Origin of the sequence: Bartonella sp. AP30XZML (assembly GCF_042195945.1) — a bacterium.
Lineage (GTDB): Bacteria > Pseudomonadota > Alphaproteobacteria > Rhizobiales > Rhizobiaceae > Bartonella.
This window is the reverse complement of the sequence record NZ_JBHIPJ010000118.1, coordinates 102863-126019: the sequence shown is the minus strand read 5'-3', so window position 1 is coordinate 126019 and position 23157 is coordinate 102863. Positions and strand designations below refer to the sequence as shown.

The 23157-nt window shown below is 37.6% G+C and carries 16 protein-coding genes and 1 tRNA gene; 11 read left to right on the top strand and 6 right to left on the bottom strand.

Features of this window, described 5'->3' with window-relative positions; genetic code table 11:
* Positions 1 to 223: 223 nt before the first annotated feature.
* The 5 genes from dnaK (at position 224) to lepA (ending at position 10251) form a co-directional block, all read left to right on the top strand.
* Positions 224 to 2116 (top strand): molecular chaperone DnaK, encoded by a 1893-nt coding sequence (gene dnaK / locus ACFIL2_RS09705; RefSeq protein ID WP_273790233.1) that lies wholly within the window; start codon positions 224 to 226, stop codon positions 2114 to 2116.
* A gap of 158 nt (positions 2117 to 2274) precedes the next feature.
* On the top strand, positions 2275 to 3417 hold the full coding sequence (dnaJ, locus tag ACFIL2_RS09700) for a molecular chaperone DnaJ (protein WP_375680147.1): 1143 nt from the start codon (positions 2275 to 2277) through the stop codon (positions 3415 to 3417).
* Positions 3418 to 5146: 1729 nt separating this feature from the next.
* Complete coding sequence (argB, locus tag ACFIL2_RS09695) at positions 5147 to 6052, top strand: acetylglutamate kinase (protein WP_375680124.1); 906 nt, start codon at positions 5147 to 5149, stop codon at positions 6050 to 6052.
* Positions 6053 to 6084: 32 nt separating this feature from the next.
* Positions 6085 to 6999, top strand: a complete 915-nt coding sequence (locus tag ACFIL2_RS09690; protein ID WP_375611392.1) for a DMT family transporter — start codon at positions 6085 to 6087, stop codon at positions 6997 to 6999.
* A 1446-nt stretch (positions 7000 to 8445) separates the two neighbouring features.
* Positions 8446 to 10251: a translation elongation factor 4 gene (gene lepA / locus ACFIL2_RS09685; protein ID WP_375611467.1), complete on the top strand. Its 1806-nt coding sequence runs from the start codon at positions 8446 to 8448 to the stop codon at positions 10249 to 10251.
* A 574-nt stretch (positions 10252 to 10825) separates the two neighbouring features.
* Here the strand turns inward: lepA and dapD are convergent.
* Positions 10826 to 11674 carry a 2,3,4,5-tetrahydropyridine-2,6-dicarboxylate N-succinyltransferase gene (gene dapD, locus ACFIL2_RS09680; RefSeq protein ID WP_375620857.1) on the bottom strand — a complete coding sequence of 283 codons (849 nt, stop codon included), beginning with the start codon at positions 11672 to 11674 and terminating at the stop codon, positions 10826 to 10828.
* A 106-nt stretch (positions 11675 to 11780) separates the two neighbouring features.
* Between dapD and ACFIL2_RS09675 the strand changes: the two genes are divergently transcribed.
* Positions 11781 to 12644 carry an LOG family protein gene (locus ACFIL2_RS09675; RefSeq protein WP_375680125.1) on the top strand — a complete coding sequence of 288 codons (864 nt, stop codon included), beginning with the start codon at positions 11781 to 11783 and terminating at the stop codon, positions 12642 to 12644.
* Positions 12645 to 12676: 32 nt separating this feature from the next.
* Here ACFIL2_RS09675 and truA read toward each other — a convergent pair whose 3' ends face one another.
* The 3 genes from truA to def are packed head-to-tail and all read right to left on the bottom strand — an operon-like array spanning position 12677 to position 14887.
* Positions 12677 to 13420, bottom strand: a complete 744-nt coding sequence (gene truA, locus ACFIL2_RS09670) for a tRNA pseudouridine(38-40) synthase TruA (protein ID WP_375633680.1) — start codon at positions 13418 to 13420, stop codon at positions 12677 to 12679.
* Between the two features lies 1 nt (position 13421).
* Complete coding sequence (gene fmt / locus ACFIL2_RS09665) at positions 13422 to 14351, bottom strand: methionyl-tRNA formyltransferase (protein WP_375633681.1); 930 nt, start codon at positions 14349 to 14351, stop codon at positions 13422 to 13424.
* Positions 14351 to 14887 (bottom strand): peptide deformylase, encoded by a 537-nt coding sequence (def, locus tag ACFIL2_RS09660; RefSeq protein WP_375620854.1) that lies wholly within the window; start codon positions 14885 to 14887, stop codon positions 14351 to 14353. Before def ends, fmt begins: the two co-directional genes overlap by 1 nt.
* 90 nt (positions 14888 to 14977) lie before the next feature.
* Between def and ACFIL2_RS09655 the strand changes: the two genes are divergently transcribed.
* A complete protein-coding gene (locus ACFIL2_RS09655) occupies positions 14978 to 16159 on the top strand; it encodes a DNA recombination protein RmuC (protein WP_375612812.1) in 1182 nt (393 codons plus the stop codon).
* A 111-nt stretch (positions 16160 to 16270) separates the two neighbouring features.
* Positions 16271 to 16858 (top strand): hypothetical protein, encoded by a 588-nt coding sequence (locus ACFIL2_RS09650; RefSeq protein ID WP_375612813.1) that lies wholly within the window; start codon positions 16271 to 16273, stop codon positions 16856 to 16858.
* Positions 16859 to 18456: 1598 nt separating this feature from the next.
* Here ACFIL2_RS09650 and ACFIL2_RS09645 read toward each other — a convergent pair.
* Positions 18457 to 18532 (bottom strand) — tRNA-Ala (locus tag ACFIL2_RS09645).
* A 117-nt stretch (positions 18533 to 18649) separates the two neighbouring features.
* Positions 18650 to 19030 (bottom strand): TIGR02300 family protein, encoded by a 381-nt coding sequence (locus tag ACFIL2_RS09640; RefSeq protein ID WP_375611400.1) that lies wholly within the window; start codon positions 19028 to 19030, stop codon positions 18650 to 18652.
* A 187-nt stretch (positions 19031 to 19217) separates the two neighbouring features.
* Between ACFIL2_RS09640 and aroA the strand changes: the two genes are divergently transcribed.
* From aroA to rpsA, 3 genes are all read left to right on the top strand, one after another.
* Complete coding sequence (aroA, locus tag ACFIL2_RS09635) at positions 19218 to 20546, top strand: 3-phosphoshikimate 1-carboxyvinyltransferase (RefSeq protein ID WP_375639508.1); 1329 nt, start codon at positions 19218 to 19220, stop codon at positions 20544 to 20546.
* Positions 20543 to 21190 (top strand): (d)CMP kinase, encoded by a 648-nt coding sequence (gene cmk / locus ACFIL2_RS09630; protein ID WP_375680126.1) that lies wholly within the window; start codon positions 20543 to 20545, stop codon positions 21188 to 21190. The genes aroA and cmk overlap by 4 nt, the downstream gene beginning before the upstream one ends.
* Before the next feature lie 133 nt (positions 21191 to 21323).
* The gene (rpsA, locus tag ACFIL2_RS09625; RefSeq protein ID WP_026500132.1) at positions 21324 to 23024 is read left to right on the top strand and encodes a 30S ribosomal protein S1; all 1701 of its coding nucleotides are present in this window, start codon (positions 21324 to 21326) and stop codon (positions 23022 to 23024) included.
* Positions 23025 to 23157: the final 133 nt, after the last annotated feature.

Below are 23157 nucleotides of genomic sequence, written 5' to 3'. Positions count from 1 at the left end.
CTATTTTAAAATAAATTTTTTATTTTGGAGATGTTTCTCTCATTATTCTCTTGTAGCAATAAAAGCCTGTTCTTATATACGAGGCAGCAAGGCTTGTTGCGACTTGCAGTTTATTATTATTTATGTTGCTTGAAGCAATATACGGGCTTTAGGTGTTATGAGGAGCTATCTTAAAAAGATGCTTTATGAAGGTTGAGGTAGCTTGCTGAATGGAGATTATAATATGGCAAAAGTAATTGGTATTGATTTGGGGACAACGAACTCTTGTGTGGCTGTTATGGATGGCAAAAACGCAAAAGTTATTGAAAACTCAGAAGGAGCGCGAACAACACCTTCCGTTGTTGCCTTTACTGATGGGGGGGAGCGGCTTGTTGGGCAACCTGCTAAACGGCAGGCGGTGACAAATCCTGAAGGGACAGTTTTTGCAGTTAAACGTTTGATAGGGCGCCGTTTTGATGACCCTATGGTTGAAAAAGATAAAGCGCTTGTTCCTTATAAAATTGTTAAAGGTGACAATGGTGATGCATGGGTTGAAGAGGCGGGAAAGAAATATTCTCCGTCACAAATTTCAGCTATGATTTTGCAAAAGATGAAGGAAACAGCAGAATCTTATCTTGGTGAAAAAGTTGAACAAGCCGTTATTACGGTTCCTGCTTATTTTAATGATGCGCAACGTCAAGCCACGAAAGACGCAGGTAAAATTGCTGGACTTGAAGTTTTACGGATTATTAATGAGCCAACTGCTGCTGCTTTAGCTTATGGTTTGGACAAAAAGGACGGAAAAACAATTGCTGTTTACGACCTTGGTGGTGGTACATTTGATATTTCAGTCCTTGAAATTGGAGATGGCGTTTTTGAGGTTAAGTCAACCAATGGGGATACATTTTTAGGGGGTGAAGACTTTGACATGCGCTTGGTTGGTTATTTTGCCGATGAATTCAAAAAAGAGCAAGGAATTGATCTGAAAAATGATAAACTCGCTTTACAGCGCTTAAAAGAAGCGGCAGAAAAAGCAAAGATTGAGCTTTCTTCATCACAGCAAACAGAAATTAATTTACCATTTATCACGGCAGATCAATCAGGTCCTAAGCACTTAACAATGAAATTGACTCGGGCAAAATTTGAATCTCTCGTTGACGATTTAGTGCAGCGTACCATTGAACCTTGTAAAGCTGCGTTGAAAGATGCTGGATTAAAGGCCGGTGAGATTGACGAAGTTGTTTTAGTGGGTGGAATGACGCGTATGCCCAAGATTCAGCAAGTTGTGCAGAGCTTCTTTGGTAAGGATCCACACAAAGGCGTTAATCCTGATGAAGTGGTCGCAATGGGTGCTGCCATCCAAGGAGGTGTATTGCAAGGCGATGTCAAAGATGTATTGTTGCTAGATGTAACACCTTTATCTTTGGGTATTGAAACCTTGGGTGGGGTTTTCACACGCCTTATTGAGCGCAATACCACTATCCCGACGAAAAAATCGCAAGTTTTTTCGACAGCTGATGATAACCAGAGTGCTGTGACGATTCGTGTTTTTCAAGGTGAACGGGAAATGGCAAGTGATAATAAGTTATTGGCTCAATTTGATCTTGTTGGTATTCCTCCAGCCCCACGTGGTATACCTCAAATTGAAGTTACTTTTGATATCGATGCGAATGGTATTGTTAATGTTTCGGCCAAAGATAAGGGAACAGGTAAAGAGCATCAAATTCGTATTCAGGCATCAGGTGGTTTAAGTGATGCTGATATTGAAAAAATGGTAAAGGATGCAGAAGAGCACGCGGCTGAGGATAAAAAACGCCGTGAAGGTGTTGAAGCTAGAAATCAAGCGGAGGCTCTTATTCATTCAACTGAAAAGTCGCTCAATGAATATGGCGATAAAGTATCAGCTGAAGAAAAGGGACAGATTGAAACAGCAATATCTGATTTGAAATCTGCGCTTGAAGGCAGTGATACGGAAGAAGTAACAACAAAGATGCAAAAATTAGCAGAAGTCAGTATGAAGCTTGGACAGGCTATGTACGAAGCCTCACAAGCAGCGAGCGCTGACACTGAAACAGAGGCAAAGAATGATGATGTTGTTGATGCTGATTTTGAAGAAGTTAATGATAAGAAGAAATAGTGTCAGCATATGTGTTGATTAATTGATAAACCCGGCCTTTGAAATATAAGGCTGGGCTTTATTATTTGAGATAAGTTGCAACTTTGTTGCTAAAAATATAAATTAAAAGAAATATTATCCATAAAGATGGATGACAGAAAAATTATCAGGAATACATGATGAAGGTTGACTATTATGAAATTCTTGGCGTGACTCGCGAATGTGATGATAAAAAGTTGAAATCTGCTTTTCGTAAGTTGGCAATGCAATATCATCCTGATCGCAACGCGGGGGATAAAGAGGCAGAGCGAAAATTCAAAGAAATTGGCGAAGCCTATGAAGTTCTTAAAGATCCCCAGAAGCGTGCTGCTTATGATCGATTTGGCCATGCGGCCTTTGAAAATAGCGGTGGTCAAGGGGGAGTAAATCCCTTTGGTGGTTTTGCTGCTGGTGGTGGATTTGCGGATATTTTCGAAGACTTTTTTGGTGAGATTATGGGAGGGACACACCGTAAGCGTGGTGATAGTCGCGAACGTGGCGCAGATTTGAGTTATAATATGGAAGTGACTTTAGAAGAGGCATTTTCAGGAAAAACTGCAGAAATTAATATTCCCAGTTCCGTTACGTGTGATGTTTGTGAAGGATCAGGAGCAAGAAAAGGCTCTAAGCCGCAAGTTTGTGGAACATGTCATGGATCTGGTCGTGTGCGTGCTGCACAGGGGTTCTTTTCTATTGAGCGGACATGTCCTACATGTCATGGACGTGGTGAAACTATTACGGATCCATGCCCCAAATGTCAGGGGACACGGCGTATAGAGAAAAAACGTTCATTAAGCGTAAATGTTCCAGCTGGTATTGAAGATGGAACGCGTATTCGCCTTTCTGGTGAGGGTGATGCTGGTATTCGTGGTGGCCCCAATGGTGATCTTTATATTTTCCTTTCCATTAAACCGCATGAGTTTTTTCAGCGAGAAGGAGCAGATCTTCACTGTCGCGTTCCTATTTCAATGGTAACAGCTGCTTTAGGAGGAGAGTTTGAAGTTTCCGACCTTGATGGTGTTAAAGCACGCGTTAAGATTCCAGAAGGGACACAAAATGGACGTCAATTCCGCCTTAGAGGCAAAGGTATGCCCATGTTGCGCCGTCAGCAAGCAAGGGGTGATCTTTACATCCATATCACGATTGAGACGCCGCAGAAATTAACGCAAGAACAACGTGAATTGTTGCAAAAATTTGAGAAACTCTCAAATCATGAAAATTCACCGCAATCACATGGTTTTTTTTCACGTATGAAAGAATTTTTTGAAAATATTTCTGGTTAAAATTATGTGAATGTTCTCAGAATAATTAGAGAGAACTGTGGGAAAGTTATTTTCATTAAGCTTTCTATTGTCTCATTATCTTTGAAAAGCATTTTTTCTTGAAAAGAAAAGAGAGAGACAGCTAATTTAGGATAAACTCCTGCTGCTGATAGTTTTTATATTTCATGAGTTTTATGGATAAGTCTTATTTTTGAGTGTCTATGACATTTTAAAAAGGGCTTATCCATATAAGAACGCAATTGAGTGATTGATAATAAATATTGCCAGTGTCATGATAACTGCCTTTATGCATTCAGTATTTTTGGTGTTTATTTTTTCACTCAAAATTTCTTTTTAAAGGCTCTATAATAAAACTATAAAATAGGTAGCGGCTTGCCAAGAAACGCTAAATAAGCTGTTAGGCAATCCATCTTTTTCAAATAAAGTATCAACTTCTTATAACCGATTTTATTTTTGGCATTTTTCATAGTTTTAATCACTGCTTCCTTTAAAATAAGGGTTATTTTGTTCGGAATAGCTTTTACATGCCTCATCTTAGCTTTTAGCAGTAATCATGTCTTTTTAGATGCGGATTTAGTTTTGTATTTCTGATGTCATAATAGTTCTTCCAGATAATAAAAAACGCTATAATCAAGTTTATTTTGTTCCAAAGAAATTGTGGAATGAGATAATGTGTGTTGAATGCTAAAGAAGACATAACAAAACACTTTTTGAGTTATTCGATGTATCTCTCTTGTGGGGAAACAGATTCGATGGAATTCACTTAATTGAATTTATTGGCATAATAAAAAGTTGGTGGGAAGATAGAGGAAGTTACCTTTAAAAAGAAAAAATAAATACAATAAAAAATAGCACAATATGCTTAGAAAACAGCACGATATATTGTTGAAATTGATTGGTGATATGGAAAGAGAAATTTACGAAATGAATCTTTTTTCATAAAATAACATAATTAAAAGAGTTAAAAATTCTACAAAACATTGAATAATTCAAGCATGTATCGCTATGCAGAAAGAAAAACTTAATGACCGATCATGAAAAATGAGAAGTTTTATAAAACCTTACGAAGAGAGTAATCTAAACAATTAAATGCTTTTACGAAGATGCTTCTGAAGAGTTATCGAAATAAAGTCACAATATATGATAATTTTGCAAAGCCTTTTTTTGATTTTACGATATAAAAAGATAAATTATGATTATAAATCAACTTATTATGATTCTCCATGAGGAGCGTTCAATTGACATTTCCTCATGTTTAATGATTGAGAAAAAGTCAAATTTTTAAAACCAAAGTTATAGTTTATTGGGATAAGCTATAAAGCAGTTGAGTGATTTCTTATCTTGGGAATATGTTAATTTTATTATTATAAGAAACTTTATTTTTATCTTACAAAATCAATGGTTGTATATATTCCTATTCATTGTTAAGTATCCATAGGGATAAACTAATGAGTTGAATGTACGGCTTAGCTTCAAAATTTTGCTTTTCAATTTTATATATAAGGTCATAAAATAATGACATTTTTTTACGTCTATTTTGTTTAATTTTTCGCTTTCAATTTTTAAAGGAAGTTTTTTGTATTTCATTTTGCTATTCCTTTTTCGTAATTTAGAGGAAAATTGACGATTTTCAGGGGAGGGGGCGGATAGAGTAAAGTTTGGTTTTATTGTTTTCACTTTTCCTAAATTTCATTAAGAGATGGTAAAAAGTGATGAGGAGGCTCTATTGATGGATGATGCTAAAAACGGTGATGTAGATGTTTTGGAAAAACAAGCAGCATTTTTATCGTCTGCTTTACCTTATATGCAAAAATATGAAAATGAAACGGTCGTGGTAAAATATGGCGGCCATGCTATGGGTGATCCTGCTTTGGGGGGAGCATTTGCGCGTGATATTGCTCTATTAAAGCAATCGGGGATCAATCCTGTTGTTGTTCATGGTGGTGGGCCTCAAATTGCTGAAATTTTAATGAAAATGGGGATTGAATCACGATTTGAAAACGGACTACGGGTAACCGATGAGCGGATCGTTGAAGTGGTTGAAATGGTTTTAGCGGGTTCCATAAATAAAGAAATTGTTGCTCTCATCAATGCTGAGGGTGAATGGGCAATAGGATTATGCGGCAAGGATGGCAATATGGTTTTTGCCGAAAAGGCTTATAAAACTGTCATTGATCCTGATTCGCATATTGAACGTGTTTTAGATTTGGGGTTTGTTGGTGAGCCTGTTGAAGTTGACCGCACATTGCTAGATCTTTTAGCATCTTCTGAAATGATACCAGTTCTTGCTCCTGTAGCTCCAGGACGCGATGGTAAAACTTATAATATCAATGCTGATATTTTTGCTGGAGCTATTGCTGGTGCATTAGAGGCTAAACGCCTTTTATTTCTCACTGATGTTCCTGGTGTTTTGGATAAACAAGGTAAACTTTTAAAAGAATTGACAGTTTCTGAAGCTGAGAAATTTATTAAAAATGGGACAATTTCAGGAGGCATGATTCCAAAAGTAGAGACTTGCATAAAAGCCCTTCAAAATGGTGTGGAAGGTGTTGTCATTTTAAATGGTAAAACTCCTCATTCTGTTTTACTAGAGCTGTTTACCGAACAGGGAGTTGGAACGCTTATTGTTTCATAAATTGTGGGGAAAATTGGAAGAGAAAGTTTTTCATGGTGAATCTAAAACAGTTTAAATATCCTTTATTAAGTAAGCCAGAATTGGCAATATTTACTGCGACAATATTGTGGGGCATTACATTTTTAGTCATTCACATTGCGGTACGCTATAGTGGTCCTCTGTTTTTTGTTGGATTTCGTTTTATTGTTGCATCTCTTATATGTGGGGTAATTTTTTGGCGCTCTATAAAAGGTATAACTGTTTATGAAGTTTTCGCTGGGATGGCAATAGGTTTAGCCATGTTTTTTGGTTATGCTTTTCAAGCAGCTGGACTTCAAACAATTATTAGTAGTCAGTCAGCTTTTATCACAGCGCTTTATGTACCGATGGTTCCAATCTTGCAATGGATTGTTTTTAAAAAACCTCCCCGTTTAGCTTGTTGGATTGGCATTATTTTCGCTTTTATTGGGCTTGTATTTATTTCAGGACAAAAGCCGGGAAATTTTGATTTTTCAAAAGGCGAAATTTTAACTTTGTTAGGCGCTTTAGCGATTGCTGGAGAAGTCATACTCATCGGAATTTTTGCGAACAAGGTTGATAGTCGGCGTGTAACCATTATTCAGTTATTTTTTAGTGGTTTTTTTTCATTTGCTTGTATGCCTTTGATGGGAGAAAGCATTCCTGAATTTTCGTGGGTTTGGTTTAATATTGGTATAGGATTGGCATTAATGAGTGCCATCATTCAATTAGCTATGAATTGGGCACAAAAGTCTATTTCCCCTACGCGTGCGACACTCATTTACGCAGGTGAACCAGTATGGGCTGGTATTGTTGGGCGTTTGGCTGGAGAACATTTATCTCCCTTAGCTTTATTGGGCGGTTTGCTTATTCTGATTGGGATCATTGTGGCTGAATTACAACCTTCACAATGGCGTAAAAAAAATAAAGCAATTAAAAAAATTGATTAGCTATACATTTTTTTATTATGATTTTATTGCATGAGCTTTTTGCTTATAAAGTTTTCATTTTTGGAGCTTTTTTAATATTCAGATGATTAAGAAGTTCTATAAATTATTCCAGTTTTTGCATACCAAATTGGAGAAATAGTGTGCTTCTCTCTGTTTGTCAGATTTCTGAACTGGGCAGACAACCTTCATTGAGCCAAAACATGAGGTGATATAAAGGTAAAAATTAACGCTCATCTTTAAATTCGGCTTTAACAACTTTCAAAAACATCTACGGTAATGTTTTTGAATAATGAAAATTACGCACTGTCGCACGTTATTTCTTTTGTCCCTTAATAGAGTTACGCTTCTCACGCAAAATAGAACGCCCAAAGTATCCCCATAACGTTGTACATTAAAGCGTTTTTTAAAAGATAATTTTCTCAATATACATCATATTCATTGACGGTTTGCATGAAGTATAGAAAAACCACAGAGCATCATCATTTTACTTAAAATAAAAGGCACGAGCATTTTCTTTATCTGTTCTCAATATTACGATAGCTTTTGGCATTTGAAAGAGAGAGGTATTTTTACTCATTTCTTAAACGTTTTTATCCATACACTAGCTCTGTTTTATAATGGGTGAGCAAAAAATTTATTGATTCATTATGAGAAGATTTAAAATGAGAGAAGCTCGCGATATTCAGAGCTTTAATTTAAATTGCAAAACAATAAACGATCATTATAAATCAATGCGTTATCCAATGAATCGAAGAGGATTGGTGTGTTTTATATTTAATGGAGGAAGGAAGGAGTTATATAAAAAGTATATAAAAACATCACTCAATAGAGCGTATTTCTAAAGTTTTAAAAATTGAGAAGAAACTCTCTCGATATTCATGTTATTTTATATAAGATTGCTAAAAAAGCAGATTATTGCGTACAAATAAAAAGCATTTCTTGCGAATTTTATTGCAAGCCTAAGTGATATACACGCCCATCATATAAATATGATAATACATTGATTTATAATTATAATATAGCATTATTCACATTCAATTATGACCCTGAATACCGTAAAATTTTCTCACGTCAAATCATTTTCATGTTAAATCAATCCAAATCACTTTCTTACACGTCACAAGTGAGTGGGTGGGGCCATGTGGGTAAAAACTGTAAAAGAAAAGCATATCTCTTATAAAATTTTTCAAATGTAAAGGATCGTCGCAATATTGAAGATTGGCAAAGTGTGTGATGGTGCCAGCTTACTACAGCATATGAGTTATCAAATAAGATGCGAAAAGATCATTTTAGCAGCCTTGGATTTAATTTAGCAAATAAAAGCCTCATTTTTTAGGCTATAAAAAGTTGTGTTTTGAGAGGCTTTTTAGGTTTATATTCTTTTGTAAGGAGCTGGAGCATAATTGGTCTTTGCGTTTTGTATTATTCTTTGCTAAATCGCCTTATATGACAATAGATCGTAATTATATTCGTAATTTTTCCATAGTGGCGCATATTGATCACGGCAAATCCACTTTAGCTGATCGTTTGATTCAAATAACAGGTGGGCTTGATACACGTGAGATGAAAGAACAAGTACTCGATTCCATGGATATTGAGCGTGAACGTGGAATTACTATTAAAGCACAGACGGTACGTTTACACTATAAGGCAAAGAATGGTGAAACCTATATTTTAAATCTTATGGATACACCAGGTCATGTGGATTTTGCTTATGAGGTTTCGCGTTCATTGGCAGCTTGTGAGGGTTCTCTGTTGGTGGTGGATGCAAGCCAAGGCGTAGAGGCGCAGACGTTAGCAAATGTTTATCAAGCCATTGATAATTCCCATGAGTTGGTTGTTGTTCTCAATAAAGTTGATCTTCCAGCAGCAGAACCTGAGCGAGTTAAAGAACAAATTGAAGATGTGATAGGCATTGATACATCTCAAGCAGTAGAAATATCAGCAAAAACAGGTTTGGGTGTTCCTGATGTTTTGGAGGCAATTGTTGCACAATTACCACCTCCACATACAGGCGATGTTGCAAATCCCTTGAAAGCAATGTTGGTTGATAGCTGGTATGACGCATATCTTGGTGTCATTGTTTTGGTACGGGTGATAGACGGTATTTTAAAAAAAGGCCAAACCATTCGTATGATGGGTACAGGTGCAAAATATCCAGTTGAGCGCGTTGGGGTTTTTACACCTAAAATGGTACAGGTTGATGAATTAGGACCAGGCGAGATTGGTTTTATCACTGCTTCTATCAAAGAGGTAGCAGATACACGGGTTGGGGATACGATTACTGAAGAGCGTCGTCCTTGTGAAAATGCTTTGCCTGGTTTTAAGCCGGCGCAACCGGTTGTTTTTTGTGGGCTTTTTCCAATTGATGCTGCTGATTTTGATGATTTGCGTGCAGCCATGGGCAAATTACGCTTAAATGATGCGAGTTTTTCTTTTGAAATGGAAACATCTGCGGCTTTGGGGTTTGGTTTTCGCTGTGGCTTTTTGGGACTTCTGCATCTTGAAATTATTCAAGAGCGATTAGAGCGTGAGTTTAATTTGGATTTAATTGCGACAGCACCTTCAGTTGTTTATCGCATGAATATGAATGATGGTTCTGTTAAAGAGTTACATAATCCAGCGGATATGCCTGATGTGGTTAAAATTTCTTCCATAGAAGAACCATGGATTCGGGCAACAATCATGACTCCTGATAATTATCTTGGGTCAATTTTAGAGCTATGCCAAGAGCGGCGTGGGGTACAGGTTGGTTTATCCTATGTTGGAACCCGTGCTATGGTAACGTATGATTTACCACTGAATGAAGTTGTTTTTGATTTTTATGATCGGCTAAAATCGATTTCAAAGGGTTATGCTTCTTTTGATTATCAAATGACAGATTATGCAGAAGGTGATTTAGTTAAAATGTCTATTTTGGTGAATGGAGAGCCTATTGATGCATTATCGATGCTTGTTCACCGCACGATTGCAGAAAAGCGTGGGCGTTCAATGTGCGAAAAACTGAAAGATCTTATTCCTCAGCATATGTTTCAGATTCCAGTTCAAGCGGCTATTGGTGGTAAAGTTATAGCGCGCGAAACGATTCGTGCTTTGCGTAAAGATGTAACAGCGAAATGTTACGGGGGTGATGTTACGCGTAAGCGCAAACTTTTGGAAAAGCAAAAAGAAGGCAAAAAGCGGATGCGCCAATTTGGAAAAGTAGAAATTCCACAATCGGCATTTATTCAAGCGCTCAAAATGAACAAATAATGAAAAAAGGGGTATTTTCTCTCATTGATTGCGCTTTTGCTTTTGTCGATTGGTTCAGGTGTTTAAAGAACACTTTTAAATAGAATTGCGTCGTGCTTCATGTTCTTGTGTATTGCATAATGGTATCACTTCCTCACGTAAAACAGAATGCTTTAAACAAAATACATTTATGTTGCATATTGGCGTGCTCGTTTTCGTAAATCATCACTCAATACATCAAACTCCATTTCACAACGGGGGCTATGAAAAATATAACGTAAAATACACTGTGAATGATATAAAATCCATTTGGCATTACCGCTTTTACGCGTCAGAAAGGTGCAAAGCGCACCCATCATACTTTTTTTCAGCTCAAAATATTATGACAGTCCTTATCACTTGAGAGAATTCATTAAAGGTATTTCACTCTTTTCTTGAAGTGTTTCTTACCCACACACCAACTGCGTTTATAACGTGCAAGGAAATGATAGTGATTGATTCACTATGAAAGGATTTGAAATGAGAGAATCCTTGTATTCGAGGTTATTATTCAAGTTAAAAAACGATGAAATATTATTATGAATTAATCTTGTGTCTAAGAACGTAAAAGATCATTAATAGATGTTTTTTCTCGTGTTTTTTGATCAACGCGTTTTACAATAACAGCACAATAAAGGTTTGGGCCTGCTTCACCATTTGGTAAAGGTTTTCCGGGGAGAGAACCTGGTACAACCACTGAATAGGCTGGTACTTCACCAATAAAAATTTCACCTGTTGTACGATCAATAATCTTTGTTGATTTTCCAATAAAGACTCCCATTCCCAAAACAGCACCTTCACGGATAATACAGCCTTCAACAATTTCAGAGCGAGCACCGATAAAGCAATGATCTTCAATGATTGTTGGATTTGCTTGCAGTGGTTCTAAAACACCTCCAATACCAACACCGCCAGAAAGATGGACATGTTTACCAATTTGTGCACAAGAACCAACGGTGGTCCATGTATCAACCATTGTGCCCTCATCGATAAAAGCACCAAGATTGACAAAGGATGGCATCAATATAACATTGGGTGCAATGTAAGCAGAATGACGTACAATGGCTCCAGGAACGGAACGGAAATCAGCACTTTTAAAATCTGCCTCTTGCCAACCAGAGAATTTTGAAGGAACTTTATCCCACCAATGTGTCCCATTGATTCCACCAGTAATAATTTGCATAGGATTAAGCCGAAAAGAGAGTAAAACCGCTTTTTTCAACCATTGATGAACATGCCATTGTCCATTTTTTTGTCGTTCTGCAACACGGATTTCACCTTTATCAAGAAGGTTCAATGCATGTTCAACACTCTCACGTATTTCGCCTTTTGTGGTAGTATCGATAGAATCGCGGTCGTCAAAAGCTTTTTCGATAATAATTTCAAGTTGTGTGATATGAGTCATGACGAGAGTTCCGTTAAACAAGTTGAAAGCTTCAAGATTTATTCTCTATGAACTACGCGAAGAAATGTGTTCAGTCAATAAAACGATGAGGAAGTAGGACAGGTGCATGAAAAAAAGCTGTAAAGAAAAAAGAAAAAGGGAGCAAGAAAACTGGACACCACTTCTCCATACGAAGGATGCTCTACAACAGATCCATAAAATCTCTAATTCAGCACAAATGCGTTCGTCTACTTATCGTTTAGCCTATATCGATCAAGATTTTATGATGCGTCCAGAGCTGCGCTCACAACGTATTAGTCTTGAATTTTTAAAGCCGGAAATAACCCTTAAAGAATATGATATTCAATCAACAGTTGTTTTGTTTGGTGGTGCGCGTATTCCTGAACCTGGGCAAGCAGCGTGGGCTGCAAAAAATGAAATACAAAAGAAAAATTTGCATGCTATGTCACATTATTACGATGAAGCAAGAGAGTTTGCGCGTTTGTGCTCACTCTATTCTGCTACGACACAATATCGTGAATTTGTGGTTGTTACGGGGGGCGGACCAGGAATCATGGAGGCGGGAAATCGTGGTGCTTGTGATGTTGGTGCTCCAACGATTGGCTTGAATATTATTTTACCACATGAGCAAGAGCCTAATTCGTATGTGTCGCCGCATTTATGTTTCAATTTTCATTATTTAGGGATGCGCAAAATGCATTTTTTAGTACGAGCGAAAGCCCTAGCCATTTTCCCTGGAGGATTTGGGACTCTGGATGAACTGTTTGAGACATTAACTTTAGTACAGACGGGGCGTATGAAACAGGTACCAATTTTATTGTTTGGCAAAGAATTTTGGAGCAATACTGTCAATTTTGAGTATCTGTCTGCACAAGGTACAATTTCTCCTACTGATATTAATTTTGTAAAATTTGTTAATACAGCAGCAGAAGCTTTTGAAGAAATTCGTTCTTTTTATAAACTGCTTTAACGACTTTTGAGATGTTCACTCTTGAAGGATCATTAATACTCTACTTTGGTTAAATAAAGTCCTGCGGGGGGGGCAACAACACCACAACGTTTACGATCTTTAGCATGAAGAGCTGTTTCGAGATCTTGAGCTGTCCAACGTCCAATACCCACTTCCATGAGGCTTCCTGCGAATGAACGGATTTGATGATGAAGAAAAGAACGAGCTTGTGCATAAAGGAAAATTTCTTCACCTTCTCTTTGAATATCGAGGCGTTCAAGGGTGCGAATAGGGCTTTTGGCTTGGCAGTGTGCTGAACGGAAAGTTGTAAAATCATGTTGTCCTACAAGCTTTTGCGCTGCTTCATGCATGGCGTCAGCATTAAGAGGCTTTGGCAACCACCACACGCGTTTGGCATTTAAGGCTGGTGGAGAGCGACGATTAAGTATTTTAAAAAGATAATGGCGTTTTATAGCGGAAAATCGTGCATCAAAGTCATCAGGGACATTTTCTACGTTTAGGATTGAAATTGCTTCTCCCTGTTTTCGTAAAAGAGCATTGAGCGCATCACGTACAGTATGGGGATGCCAGTTTTTTTCAAAATCAACATGCGCAACTTGTCCCGTAGCATGTACTCCTGCATCCGTTCGTCCTGCTGTTGTTATGGTCAATTGTTGTCCACTAAAGGAAAAGAGTGCTTGTTCAAGAGCTCCTTGTATAGTGTGAAGTTTTGCTTGACGCTGCCAACCAGCATAATTTGAACCATCATATTCAAGAGTGAGTTTAAAACGTGGCATCTTAAAAAACAGCAGAAATATGAGCACCTCGCAAAAATGTTGCGCACTCAAGAATTTTACCGCCAGATCTTTGGAGAGAGGTTATTTCTATCCGTCCTTGCCCACAATGGATAATCAAAGAATCTGGTTCTATCCGTCCAATTTCAAGAGAAGGACCTGTTGTTAAGCGACTATCAAGAATTTTTACACGTTCTTCTCGTCCACCGATATTCATGTTGCACCAGCAACTAGGAGAGGGAGAGAGCGCGCGAATATGCCTATGAATAAACTCTGCAGGTTTTGTCCAATCAATGCGGGTCTCTTCTTTTCTAATTTTGGCCGCATAGGTAATGCCTTCCTCTGATTGTGGGGTCAGTTTAAGTTGTCCTTTTTCAAGAGTTGATAAAGTCTCTACCATAAGTTCTGCGCCAATATGTGAAAGTCTGTTTGAAAGCTCAGCAGTGGTGGTGTTATCAGTAATGGGGATGGAGCGAGAAAGAGCGATAGGCCCCGTATCAAGTCCTTCATCCATTTTCATGATCATGATACCTGTTTCTTTATCACCAGCCATAATTGCTCGTTGAATAGGCGCAGCACCACGCCAACGTGGTAAGAGTGAAGCGTGGGCATTAAAACAACCAAAACGCGGCGTTTCGAGAATAGCTTTAGGTAAAAGGAGTCCATAAGCCACGACAATAGCAGCATCAACAGAAAGTGCTGCAAATTGCTCCTGTTGTTCGGCTGTTTTAAGTGTTTGAGGCGTGAAGACAGGAATGGATTTCTTTTTTGCTACATTGTGAACAGGTGAGGGGATTAATTTAAGCCCTCGACGTCCTGCTGGGCGAGGGGGTTGACTATAAACAGCAACAACATCATGACCTGCATCCAGTAAAGCATGTAAAATAGGAACAGAAAAATCTGGTGTTCCCATAAAACTTAATCGTAAAGCCATTACAAAACTGCTTCCTGCATGTTTTTTTCTTTTGCGCGTTTTTTAAATTTTCGTATCACCATATCGCGTTTGATCTTTGAAATGTAATCAATAAAAAGGCGCCCATCTAAATGATCAATTTCATGCTGCAAGCAAGTTGCTAAGAGATCGTCTGCTTCAATTTCTGTTTGTTTTCCTTCACGGTTCTGATAGCGAACACGAAGGCGTTTAGGACGTTCAACCTCTGCAAAATAATCAGGAATAGAAAGACAACCTTCTTTGTAAATATTACGCTCATCTGAAAGCCATAAAATTTCAGGGTTGATAATAACAAGTGGTTTTTTCTGCTCATCTTCAGAATTTCCAGAGACATCTATAACCAACATACGTAGCGGTATACCAATTTGAATAGCAGCAAGACCAACGCCCTTAGCATTATACATGGTTTCCAACATGTCATCCGCAAGTTTTTGGAGAGCTGAATCGACCTGCTCAACAGGTTTGGACACTTCCCGTAAAATCGGATCAGGTAAAGTAACTAAAGATCTCATTGGCATAAGTAGAGATTAATCAATGGTTTGTTATTGGTCAATATTGAATAACGGATTCTTGCGTTTTTTTACAATAAGAGCGTTATATTACAATTTATGTTTGATTCGTTTTTTTCCATACTCGCTGGTGATTTTTTTTCTAAACTAATGCTTTTGCTTTTATTTATACTTGTCTGTTTGGCATTTTTTATGTTGATACATTCTCATCGAAAAAAAGCATTTTTGGAAAATGAAATTGCTGAACGCGCACGTGAGGCACAAATGCAGATGGCTACTTTGCTGAAAACACAAGCTGAAATGCAAGGACGAATGCAAACGATGGCGGAAATTTTTGGTCAACGGCAAGCTGAATTGAATAAATCACTCAGTGAGCAACTCAATGGGATGACAACAAGCTTAGGCCAAACACTTCAGGTACAGACCAAATCCACTTATGAAAATTTGAATCGTTTGCAAGAACGTTTAGCAGTGATTGATGCAGCACAAAATAATATTCAATCGCTTACGGGACAAGTTGTTCAGTTGCAGTCCATTTTAAGCAATAAGCAGACGCGTGGTACTTTCGGTCAAGGGCGGATGGAAGCAATTATTGCCGATGCCTTACCAACAAACGCTTATGCTTTTCAGGCTGTTCTTTCCAATGGAAAGCGCCCAGATTGTCTCATTCATATGCCCAATAAAGCTCCTTCTCTTGTTGTTGATGCTAAATTTCCTCTGGAAGCTTGGAATGCTATGCGTAAGGCAGAATCAGCGCAAGAGCGTCAAGAGGCAGAACGCCAATTTCGTACCGATATGGAAGTTCATATTCGTGATATTGCACAAAAATATTTGATTCCTGGAGAAACCCATGACACTGCTTTCCTTTTTGTGCCATCTGAATCGATTTTCGCAACAATTTATGAGGACTTTGAGGCATTGGTACAAAAATCCAATAGAGCCCATGTGATTATTGTTTCACCATCTTTGTTGATGCTCTCTGTCCAAGTGGTACAAACCATTATGAAAGATGCGCGGATGCGTGAACAAGCGCATTTAATTCAATCAGAAGTAGCAAAATTGATGGAAGATTTTGGACGAATGGATACGCGTGTTCGCGCACTACAGAAGCACTTTCATAAAGCAGGTGAAGATATAGAGGGAATTTTGATATCGTCCTCCAAAATCATGAAACGGGCAAATCGCATTGAAACTGTCGAATTAAAAGAAAATTACTCTGAACCAACAAAAATGACAACATTGGCTCAGTCGCAAACATTGCGTTTTGCTGATGAGGAATAAAGCAAAGCAAGCTTCTTAAATATTACAAGTTAGATCATGTTCTTTATTGATTGGTAATCATTTTTTAGTATCTCTATCTTGTTTTATTTCTTAAACGAGAGGAATAGGAATATGCGACACCTTTTGTTTTTAGGGGCACTGGTGTTTTTGCTAGAGGGATGTGCAACAACCACTCCCATCCACACAAATAATGCTTGTGCTATTTTAGCACAAAAAAATGGTTTTTTTGACAATTGGGGTAAGGTGTCTCAAAGAGCGGAAATGCGCTATGGAATTCCTATGCCTATTATTCTTGCAACCATTAAGATGGAATCGAGCTTTCGTCACAATGCACGTCCTCCACGCAAAAAACTACTTGGTTTTATACCATGGAAGCGTCGGTCGACAGCTTATGGTTATGCTCAAGCGCTTGATAGTACATGGGCAATGTATCTTCGCTCTACAGGAAAGTCTTTTGCATGGCGTACGAATTTCGCAGATGCTGCTGATTTTGTTGCTTGGTATCATAGCCAAAGTGTTCAACGCAATGGGGTGAGGTTTGATGATGCATATAGCCTTTATTTAAATTATCATATGGGGCATGGTGCTTATGCACGTAGTGGTGGGCATGTCAGTGCTGCGCTTTCACAGACAGCACAGCGCATGGCAAGGATATCGAGGCTCTATGAACAGCAATTAAAAAGATGTGGATGGCATTAGGGAAGATTTTTGAAAATCTCAATCAGGGAATTGATGGGATAAAATTATTCAAAAGCAAAATTCCACATAATATGATAAAATAGTGTCGTTTTTCCGATCGTTCAATGAAATAAATTGTTATTTTTTAGAATAAACTCAAGCGACAGAAAGCTTTTGCAATACACAATATATTTGAAGATACTCTCGACATTTTTACCTCCTTTGTTAAAAAAATTTATAATAGAAACCATCTTCTATTTAGTGTTGGCATTTCGCATTGGGCTAAGTACTAGAGGTTATTGAAGAAAAATTTTAAAATATAATATCATTTTTTATTTTCATTATGCGTATTACTGGCTGATTATTATATGAATATTTTCTTTGTTAAGCGTATAAAATAGCAATTAAAACAAATGCAATTCGGGCATCATAAAAAGGGTAAAATATTCAATATAAAAAAACGAGAAATGCATTAAACGAAAAAACGTTGTTTTGTATAAAGAGGGCGCTACAGTCTTCAAAAAAACTAAGTGTATTTAGTATTGTATGAAATAAAACATACTCGTCCATCCAGTTCATCTTAATTGAAAGAAGTTATCTTATTGTATTGTAAAAACACTCCCGTTTATAGGATGATAAGGTATATGCAACTTTACACACAATGAATACTCAGGGTAGGGAGTATTCAGAGAAAGATTTGTAACGCCTATGAAGTAACAAGTCAGTCTCCAATGTTGTGATAGCTTTTGCATTTGAGAATATTTATGAGAAGCATTTTTATTCTTTTTCTTAAATGGTTTAAGATGTTGATTTATAAAGATAATATATCGTTATTCATATTAAAGTAAGAATCTCGAATGGCGTAGGGTTTTATCGTTTCAGATTTCTTGAGGTTGAATCAATAAAACCATTGGCTTGCACATAACAAGCACAATGGGTATGTGGATAAAAACTGTGAAAGAAAAGACTAAAAATGTTTTTTTATGAACATACATTCTCAAATGTAAGAATTATCCGTAACATTGGGAATTAGCACATATAATGATGGCACCACTTTGCTCTCACACCTCAACCTTGTTTGTGACGTGCAAGGAAAAAATTAATTGATCAATATATTATTTAAGCGTTAATATACCTTAGTATTGAGCAGGTATATGCTACTCAAGGTGGGTAATTTTTAATTGGAAGAACATCTGATCAGGCTAAAAATACTCGAAGAAAGTTCTGATTCGCAATAATTGAGAAGTATATTTTAATATTTTATTCTCTACTCTTTGTTTAAGTACTTCATATCTTTTAAAAAGATACCGGTAAACAACATATTATGATATTTGTGGAAATATTGTGGTAAAGGAAATTCAAATTTTGTCCTTTAAGACAAGGCGTAAGTTAAACAGCTCATTTTCTATTTCTGTGCAAAGCATAAAAAAATTATCTACTTTCACGGTTGCAACAGTAAATTTTATAATCCAACAAATGATTAAAAATGTATTATAATATCATTAAGATGCAAGGAACAGGCGCTATTGGAATGATAATTAAATAGCACATAAACCTTTTAAATTGATGCACACATCTTTTATTATAATTGATTTCCTTGATAGAACAGTTGGTCTTTTTGGTGGAGCTAAGCGGGATCGAACCGCTGACCTCTTGCATGCCATGCAAGCGCTCTCCCAGCTGAGCTATAGCCCCTATAAAAACAAATTGTCCCAAAAAGACAGTATACAATTCCAGCTTTTCTAGAACGATCAAAATTGAAGATCAAGAAGAATTTACATTCAATAAAAAAGATGTCCTCTTTTACTTCTTTTAAGCATCGTCATCATTAGAAACACCGCCTCCGAGAATATCAGTAACGTCATCATCTTCATCGTCACCATCATGAGACAAAAATGTATCATCATCATCACCAAGATCTACATCACTATCTTCTAAATCAGGAAGATCGTCATCTTTAGAATCCACATCATCATCTTCAAGAAGCATAAAAGCAGATTTTTCAAGTGCTGTATCAAGCTCTTCAGTATCAACTTCTTCTTCATTATTTGCTTCAGCTGCTGCAACTTCAAAGTAAGAACGCGGATAAGAAATTCCTGTATAGGGCGACACAATAGGATCGCGATTTAGATCGTAAAATTTTTTTCCTGTTTCTGGATCAACACGTTTAGTTCCAAGTTCTTGTTTTGCCATAAACCGTGCCTCTTTGATTAACTGTTATTCCATTAAAAGATAAATTTTATGGTGCTTAATCGAAAAATAATACCTTTGTCAAAGATAAATACACTGTTCCACAGTGATTTTTTCATGACGTCTTTTAAAGCATGTGCTAAAGGATGCACAATTTCATAAAAGTTAGATAGAATTAAATAGAATTTCCATGCAAAAAGCAATCCCTATAACCACCTATAAATCGAGTAGTCTCTCTGGAAAAATTCAAATACCAGGAGATAAATCAATCTCTCATCGCTCTCTTATATTGGGAGGATTAGCAAGTGGTGAGACATATATTCATGGATTACTTAAAAGCGCTGATGTACTCAATACAGCTGCTGCTATGCAAGCTATGGGTGCCTGTATTATTAAAAAAGAAGATTTCTGGATCATACGAGGAACAGGGAATGGTTGCCTTTTAGCTGCACAAAAACCTTTAGACTTTGGAAACGCTGGAACAGGTGCTCGTTTGGTTATGGGAATGGTTGGTCCGTATCATATGAAAACAACCTTTATTGGTGATGCTTCTCTCTCTAAACGTCCAATGGGACGTATCCTTGATCCACTGCGTCTCATGGGGGTTGAAGTTGAGGCAACGCGCGACGATCACCTTCCTTTAACGCTTTATGGTCCGAAAATGGCTAATCCGATTCGTTACCGTGTTCCAATAGCTTCCTCCCAAATTAAATCAGCAATCCTGCTTGCTGGACTCAATACCGCCGGCACTACAACTGTTATTGAACCAGTTCTGACACGAGATCATACGGAAAAAATGTTAAAAGCATTCGGTGCGCAACTTGAAATAGAAAAAGATAACGAAGGTGCGCGTTTGATTCATCTTAATGGTCAACCCCATCTTACTGGACAAACGATTCATATTCCAGGTGATCCTTCTTCTGCTGCTTTTCCAATTATCGCAGCCCTTCTTATAGAAGACTCTGATATCACCATTGAAAATGTTTTGATAAATAACTCTCGAATAGGACTTATCGAAACATTGTGGGAAATGGGTGCTCAAATTGAATTTTTGAACCGACGTCAAACAGGTGGAGAGGATGTTGCTGATCTACGGATAAAGTCATCGGTCCTTAGAGGCGTTACGGTGCCCAAAGAACGTGCTCCATCGATGATTGATGAATATCCTGCTTTGGCAGTAGCAGCAGCCTTTGCAGAAGGCAAAACAGTAATGCTAGGAATTGAAGAATTGCGTGTAAAAGAATCGGATCGATTGTCTGCTGTTGCTCAAGGATTAAAAATTAATTGCGTAGACTGTGAAGAAGGTCAAGATTTTCTTGTTGTTTATGGAAAAGGTTCTGCCAAAGGTTTGGGGGGAGGGTATGTTGCCACACATCTTGATCATCGAATTGCTATGTGTTTTCTCATTTTTGGGCTTGTATCAGAAAAACCTGTTACCATTGATGATAAACGAATGATCGCTACGAGCTTTCCAGAATTTATTCCTTTTATAAAACAACTTGGGGGAAAAATCGCTTGAAGCCTTTTGTTATCGCCATTGATGGACCTGCTGCCTCAGGCAAAGGAACCTTAGCACGCAAAATTGCTGCACATTATCGCCTTCGTCATCTCGATACTGGTCTTACTTATCGTAGTGTTGCTCATACGCTTTTACAGCAAAATTTAGCTCTTAATGATGAAAAAAATGCTATTATTTATGCTAAAAGACTTGATTTTAACACCTTAAATCCTTCTCTTCTTTCTTCTCATGAACTTGGTGAAGCGGCTTCAAAAATAGCAATTAACCCTGCTGTACGCAAAATTCTTGTCGAAAAACAACGCAACTTTGCTAAAGTTTTGCCCGGTTGTGTGCTTGATGGGCGTGATATCGGAACGATTGTTTGTCCTGATGCCGATATCAAGTTTTATATTCTAGCCAATGTTCAAACACGCGCCAAACGCCGCTACCAAGAGATTTTAAAAAAAGGTGTTCAAGCAAATTATCATGAAATCCTAGCTCAACTTGAACAGCGCGACAGTCGCGATATAACGCGCAAACAAAGTCCACTAAAACCAGCAAAAAACGCCCACTTGCTTGATACGTCAGAATTGAGTATAGAAGCAACATTTGAAATTGCATGCAGCTTTATTGATCCAATCATAAAAATGCATATAATTGGATAAATTCGTTAAGGTAACTTCCAGCCTAGCGCTAACTTTTTTTCCTTTATTCAAGGAAAAAGGCTAGGGAGTTACTTATGTTAACACTAACCTAGCGCTCATACCTTATAATACAAGGTATATATTAGGAGTTCTTATGTCACAATACAATCCCACAACAGCGGATTTTGAAGCCCTTTTAACAGAATCTTTTCAAACTAATGATCTTAATGAAGGATCTGTTGTTAAAGGTCGTGTTATTGCAATCGAAAAAGACATGGCCATTATTGATGCTGGTCTTAAAGTCGAAGGACGTATTCCTCTCAAAGAATTTGGAGCTAAAGCAAAAGATGGTTCTTTGCAAGTTGGCGATGAAGTTGAGGTTTACATTGAACGCATTGAAAATGCGATGGGTGAAGCTGTTTTATCGCGTGAAAAAGCACGGCGCGAAGAAAGTTGGGTCCGTTTGGAGGAAAAATTCAATGCTGGTGCACGCGTTGATGGAGTGATCTTTAGCCAAGTAAAAGGTGGTTTTACAGTCGATCTTGATGGTGCAGTTGCTTTCTTGCCTCGCAGCCAAGTTGATATTCGTCCCATTCGTGATGTTTCACCCCTCATGCATAATTCACAGTCCTTTGAAATTTTGAAGATGGATCGTCGTCGTGGCAATATTGTGGTCTCACGCCGCACTGTTTTAGAAGAAAGTCGCGCTGAGCAACGTTCAGAAATCGTACAAAATCTTGAAGAAAACCAAATCGTTGAAGGTGTGGTGAAAAATATTACAGATTATGGTGCCTTTGTTGATCTTGGTGGGATTGATGGTCTCTTGCACGTTACAGATATGGCATGGCGGCGTGTTAATCACCCATCTGAAGTGCTCACAATTGGCCAAACGATTAAAGTGCAGATTATTCGCATTAATCAAGATACGCACCGTATTTCTCTTGGAATGAAACAGCTTGAAAGTGATCCTTGGGAAAGCATCAGTGTCCGGTATCCGATTGGTAAAAAAATTACGGGTGCTGTTACCAACATTACTGATTACGGTGGTTTTGTTGAAATTGAACCAGGAATCGAAGGGCTGATCCATGTTTCTGAAATGAGTTGGACAAAGAAAAATGTTCATCCTGGAAAAATTCTGTCTACATCACAAGAAGTAGAAGTGGTTGTTCTTGAGATTGATCCTTCTAAACGGCGTATTTCTCTTGGCTTAAAGCAAACATTTGAAAATCCATGGGAAGCTTTTGCCAATAAATTTCCTGTCAATTCGCAAATTGAAGGAGAGGTCAAAAATAAAACAGAATTTGGTCTGTTTATTGGGCTTGAAGGCGATGTTGACGGTATGGTTCATTTGTCTGATCTTGATTGGAACCGTCCTGGTGAACAAGTTATTGATACTTACAATAAAGGCGATATCGTTAAAGCTGTGGTCCTTGATGTTGATATTGAAAAAGAGCGCATTTCTCTTGGAATTAAGCAGCTTTCCAGTGATAAAGTTGGAGAAGCAGCTGCTTCTGGCGAATTGCGAAAAGGTGCAGTTGTAACATGCGAAGTGATTGCTGTTAACGACAATGACATTGGTGTGAAATTGATTGACCACAACCTTGAGACAACCATTCGGCGTGCTGATCTTGCGCGTGATCGTGATGAGCAACGTCCTGAGCGTTTCGCAATTGGGCAAAAGGTTGATGCTCGCATCACAGCATTTGATAAAAAAACACGTAAAATTTCAGTATCGATTAAAGCTTTAGAAATTGCAGAAGAAAAAGAAGCTGTTGCACAATATGGTTCTACAGATTCAGGTGCTTCTCTTGGTGATATTTTGGGTGCAGCTTTGAAAAAACAAGAACAAGATTAATCATCAATCATTAAAGTTGGTTTTATTATTAAGGTCACTCATTAGGAGTGACCTTTTTATTTTCTAAAAAAATTGTCTGCTTATTTTTAAATTATTGAAACAAAAATTATAAATGCTTGCAAATAAAAACAAA

Excerpts from the sequence above, each read along its gene's own strand:
- dnaK (WP_273790233.1), top strand. The coding sequence starts at position 224 with ATGGCAAAAGTAATTGGTATTGATTTGGGGACAACGAACTCTTGTGTG.
- dnaJ (WP_375680147.1), top strand. The coding sequence starts at position 2,275 with ATGAAGGTTGACTATTATGAAATTCTTGGCGTGACTCGCGAATGTGAT.
- argB (WP_375680124.1), top strand. The coding sequence starts at position 5,147 with ATGGATGATGCTAAAAACGGTGATGTAGATGTTTTGGAAAAACAAGCA.
- ACFIL2_RS09690 (WP_375611392.1), top strand. The coding sequence starts at position 6,085 with ATGGTGAATCTAAAACAGTTTAAATATCCTTTATTAAGTAAGCCAGAA.
- lepA (WP_375611467.1), top strand. The coding sequence starts at position 8,446 with ATGACAATAGATCGTAATTATATTCGTAATTTTTCCATAGTGGCGCAT.
- dapD (WP_375620857.1), bottom strand. The coding sequence starts at position 11,674 with ATGACTCATATCACACAACTTGAAATTATTATCGAAAAAGCTTTTGAC.
- ACFIL2_RS09675 (WP_375680125.1), top strand. The coding sequence starts at position 11,781 with ATGAAAAAAAGCTGTAAAGAAAAAAGAAAAAGGGAGCAAGAAAACTGG.
- truA (WP_375633680.1), bottom strand. The coding sequence starts at position 13,420 with ATGCCACGTTTTAAACTCACTCTTGAATATGATGGTTCAAATTATGCT.
- fmt (WP_375633681.1), bottom strand. The coding sequence starts at position 14,351 with ATGGCTTTACGATTAAGTTTTATGGGAACACCAGATTTTTCTGTTCCT.
- def (WP_375620854.1), bottom strand. The coding sequence starts at position 14,887 with ATGCCAATGAGATCTTTAGTTACTTTACCTGATCCGATTTTACGGGAA.
- ACFIL2_RS09655 (WP_375612812.1), top strand. The coding sequence starts at position 14,978 with ATGTTTGATTCGTTTTTTTCCATACTCGCTGGTGATTTTTTTTCTAAA.
- ACFIL2_RS09650 (WP_375612813.1), top strand. The coding sequence starts at position 16,271 with ATGCGACACCTTTTGTTTTTAGGGGCACTGGTGTTTTTGCTAGAGGGA.
- ACFIL2_RS09640 (WP_375611400.1), bottom strand. The coding sequence starts at position 19,030 with ATGGCAAAACAAGAACTTGGAACTAAACGTGTTGATCCAGAAACAGGA.
- aroA (WP_375639508.1), top strand. The coding sequence starts at position 19,218 with ATGCAAAAAGCAATCCCTATAACCACCTATAAATCGAGTAGTCTCTCT.
- rpsA (WP_026500132.1), top strand. The coding sequence starts at position 21,324 with ATGTCACAATACAATCCCACAACAGCGGATTTTGAAGCCCTTTTAACA.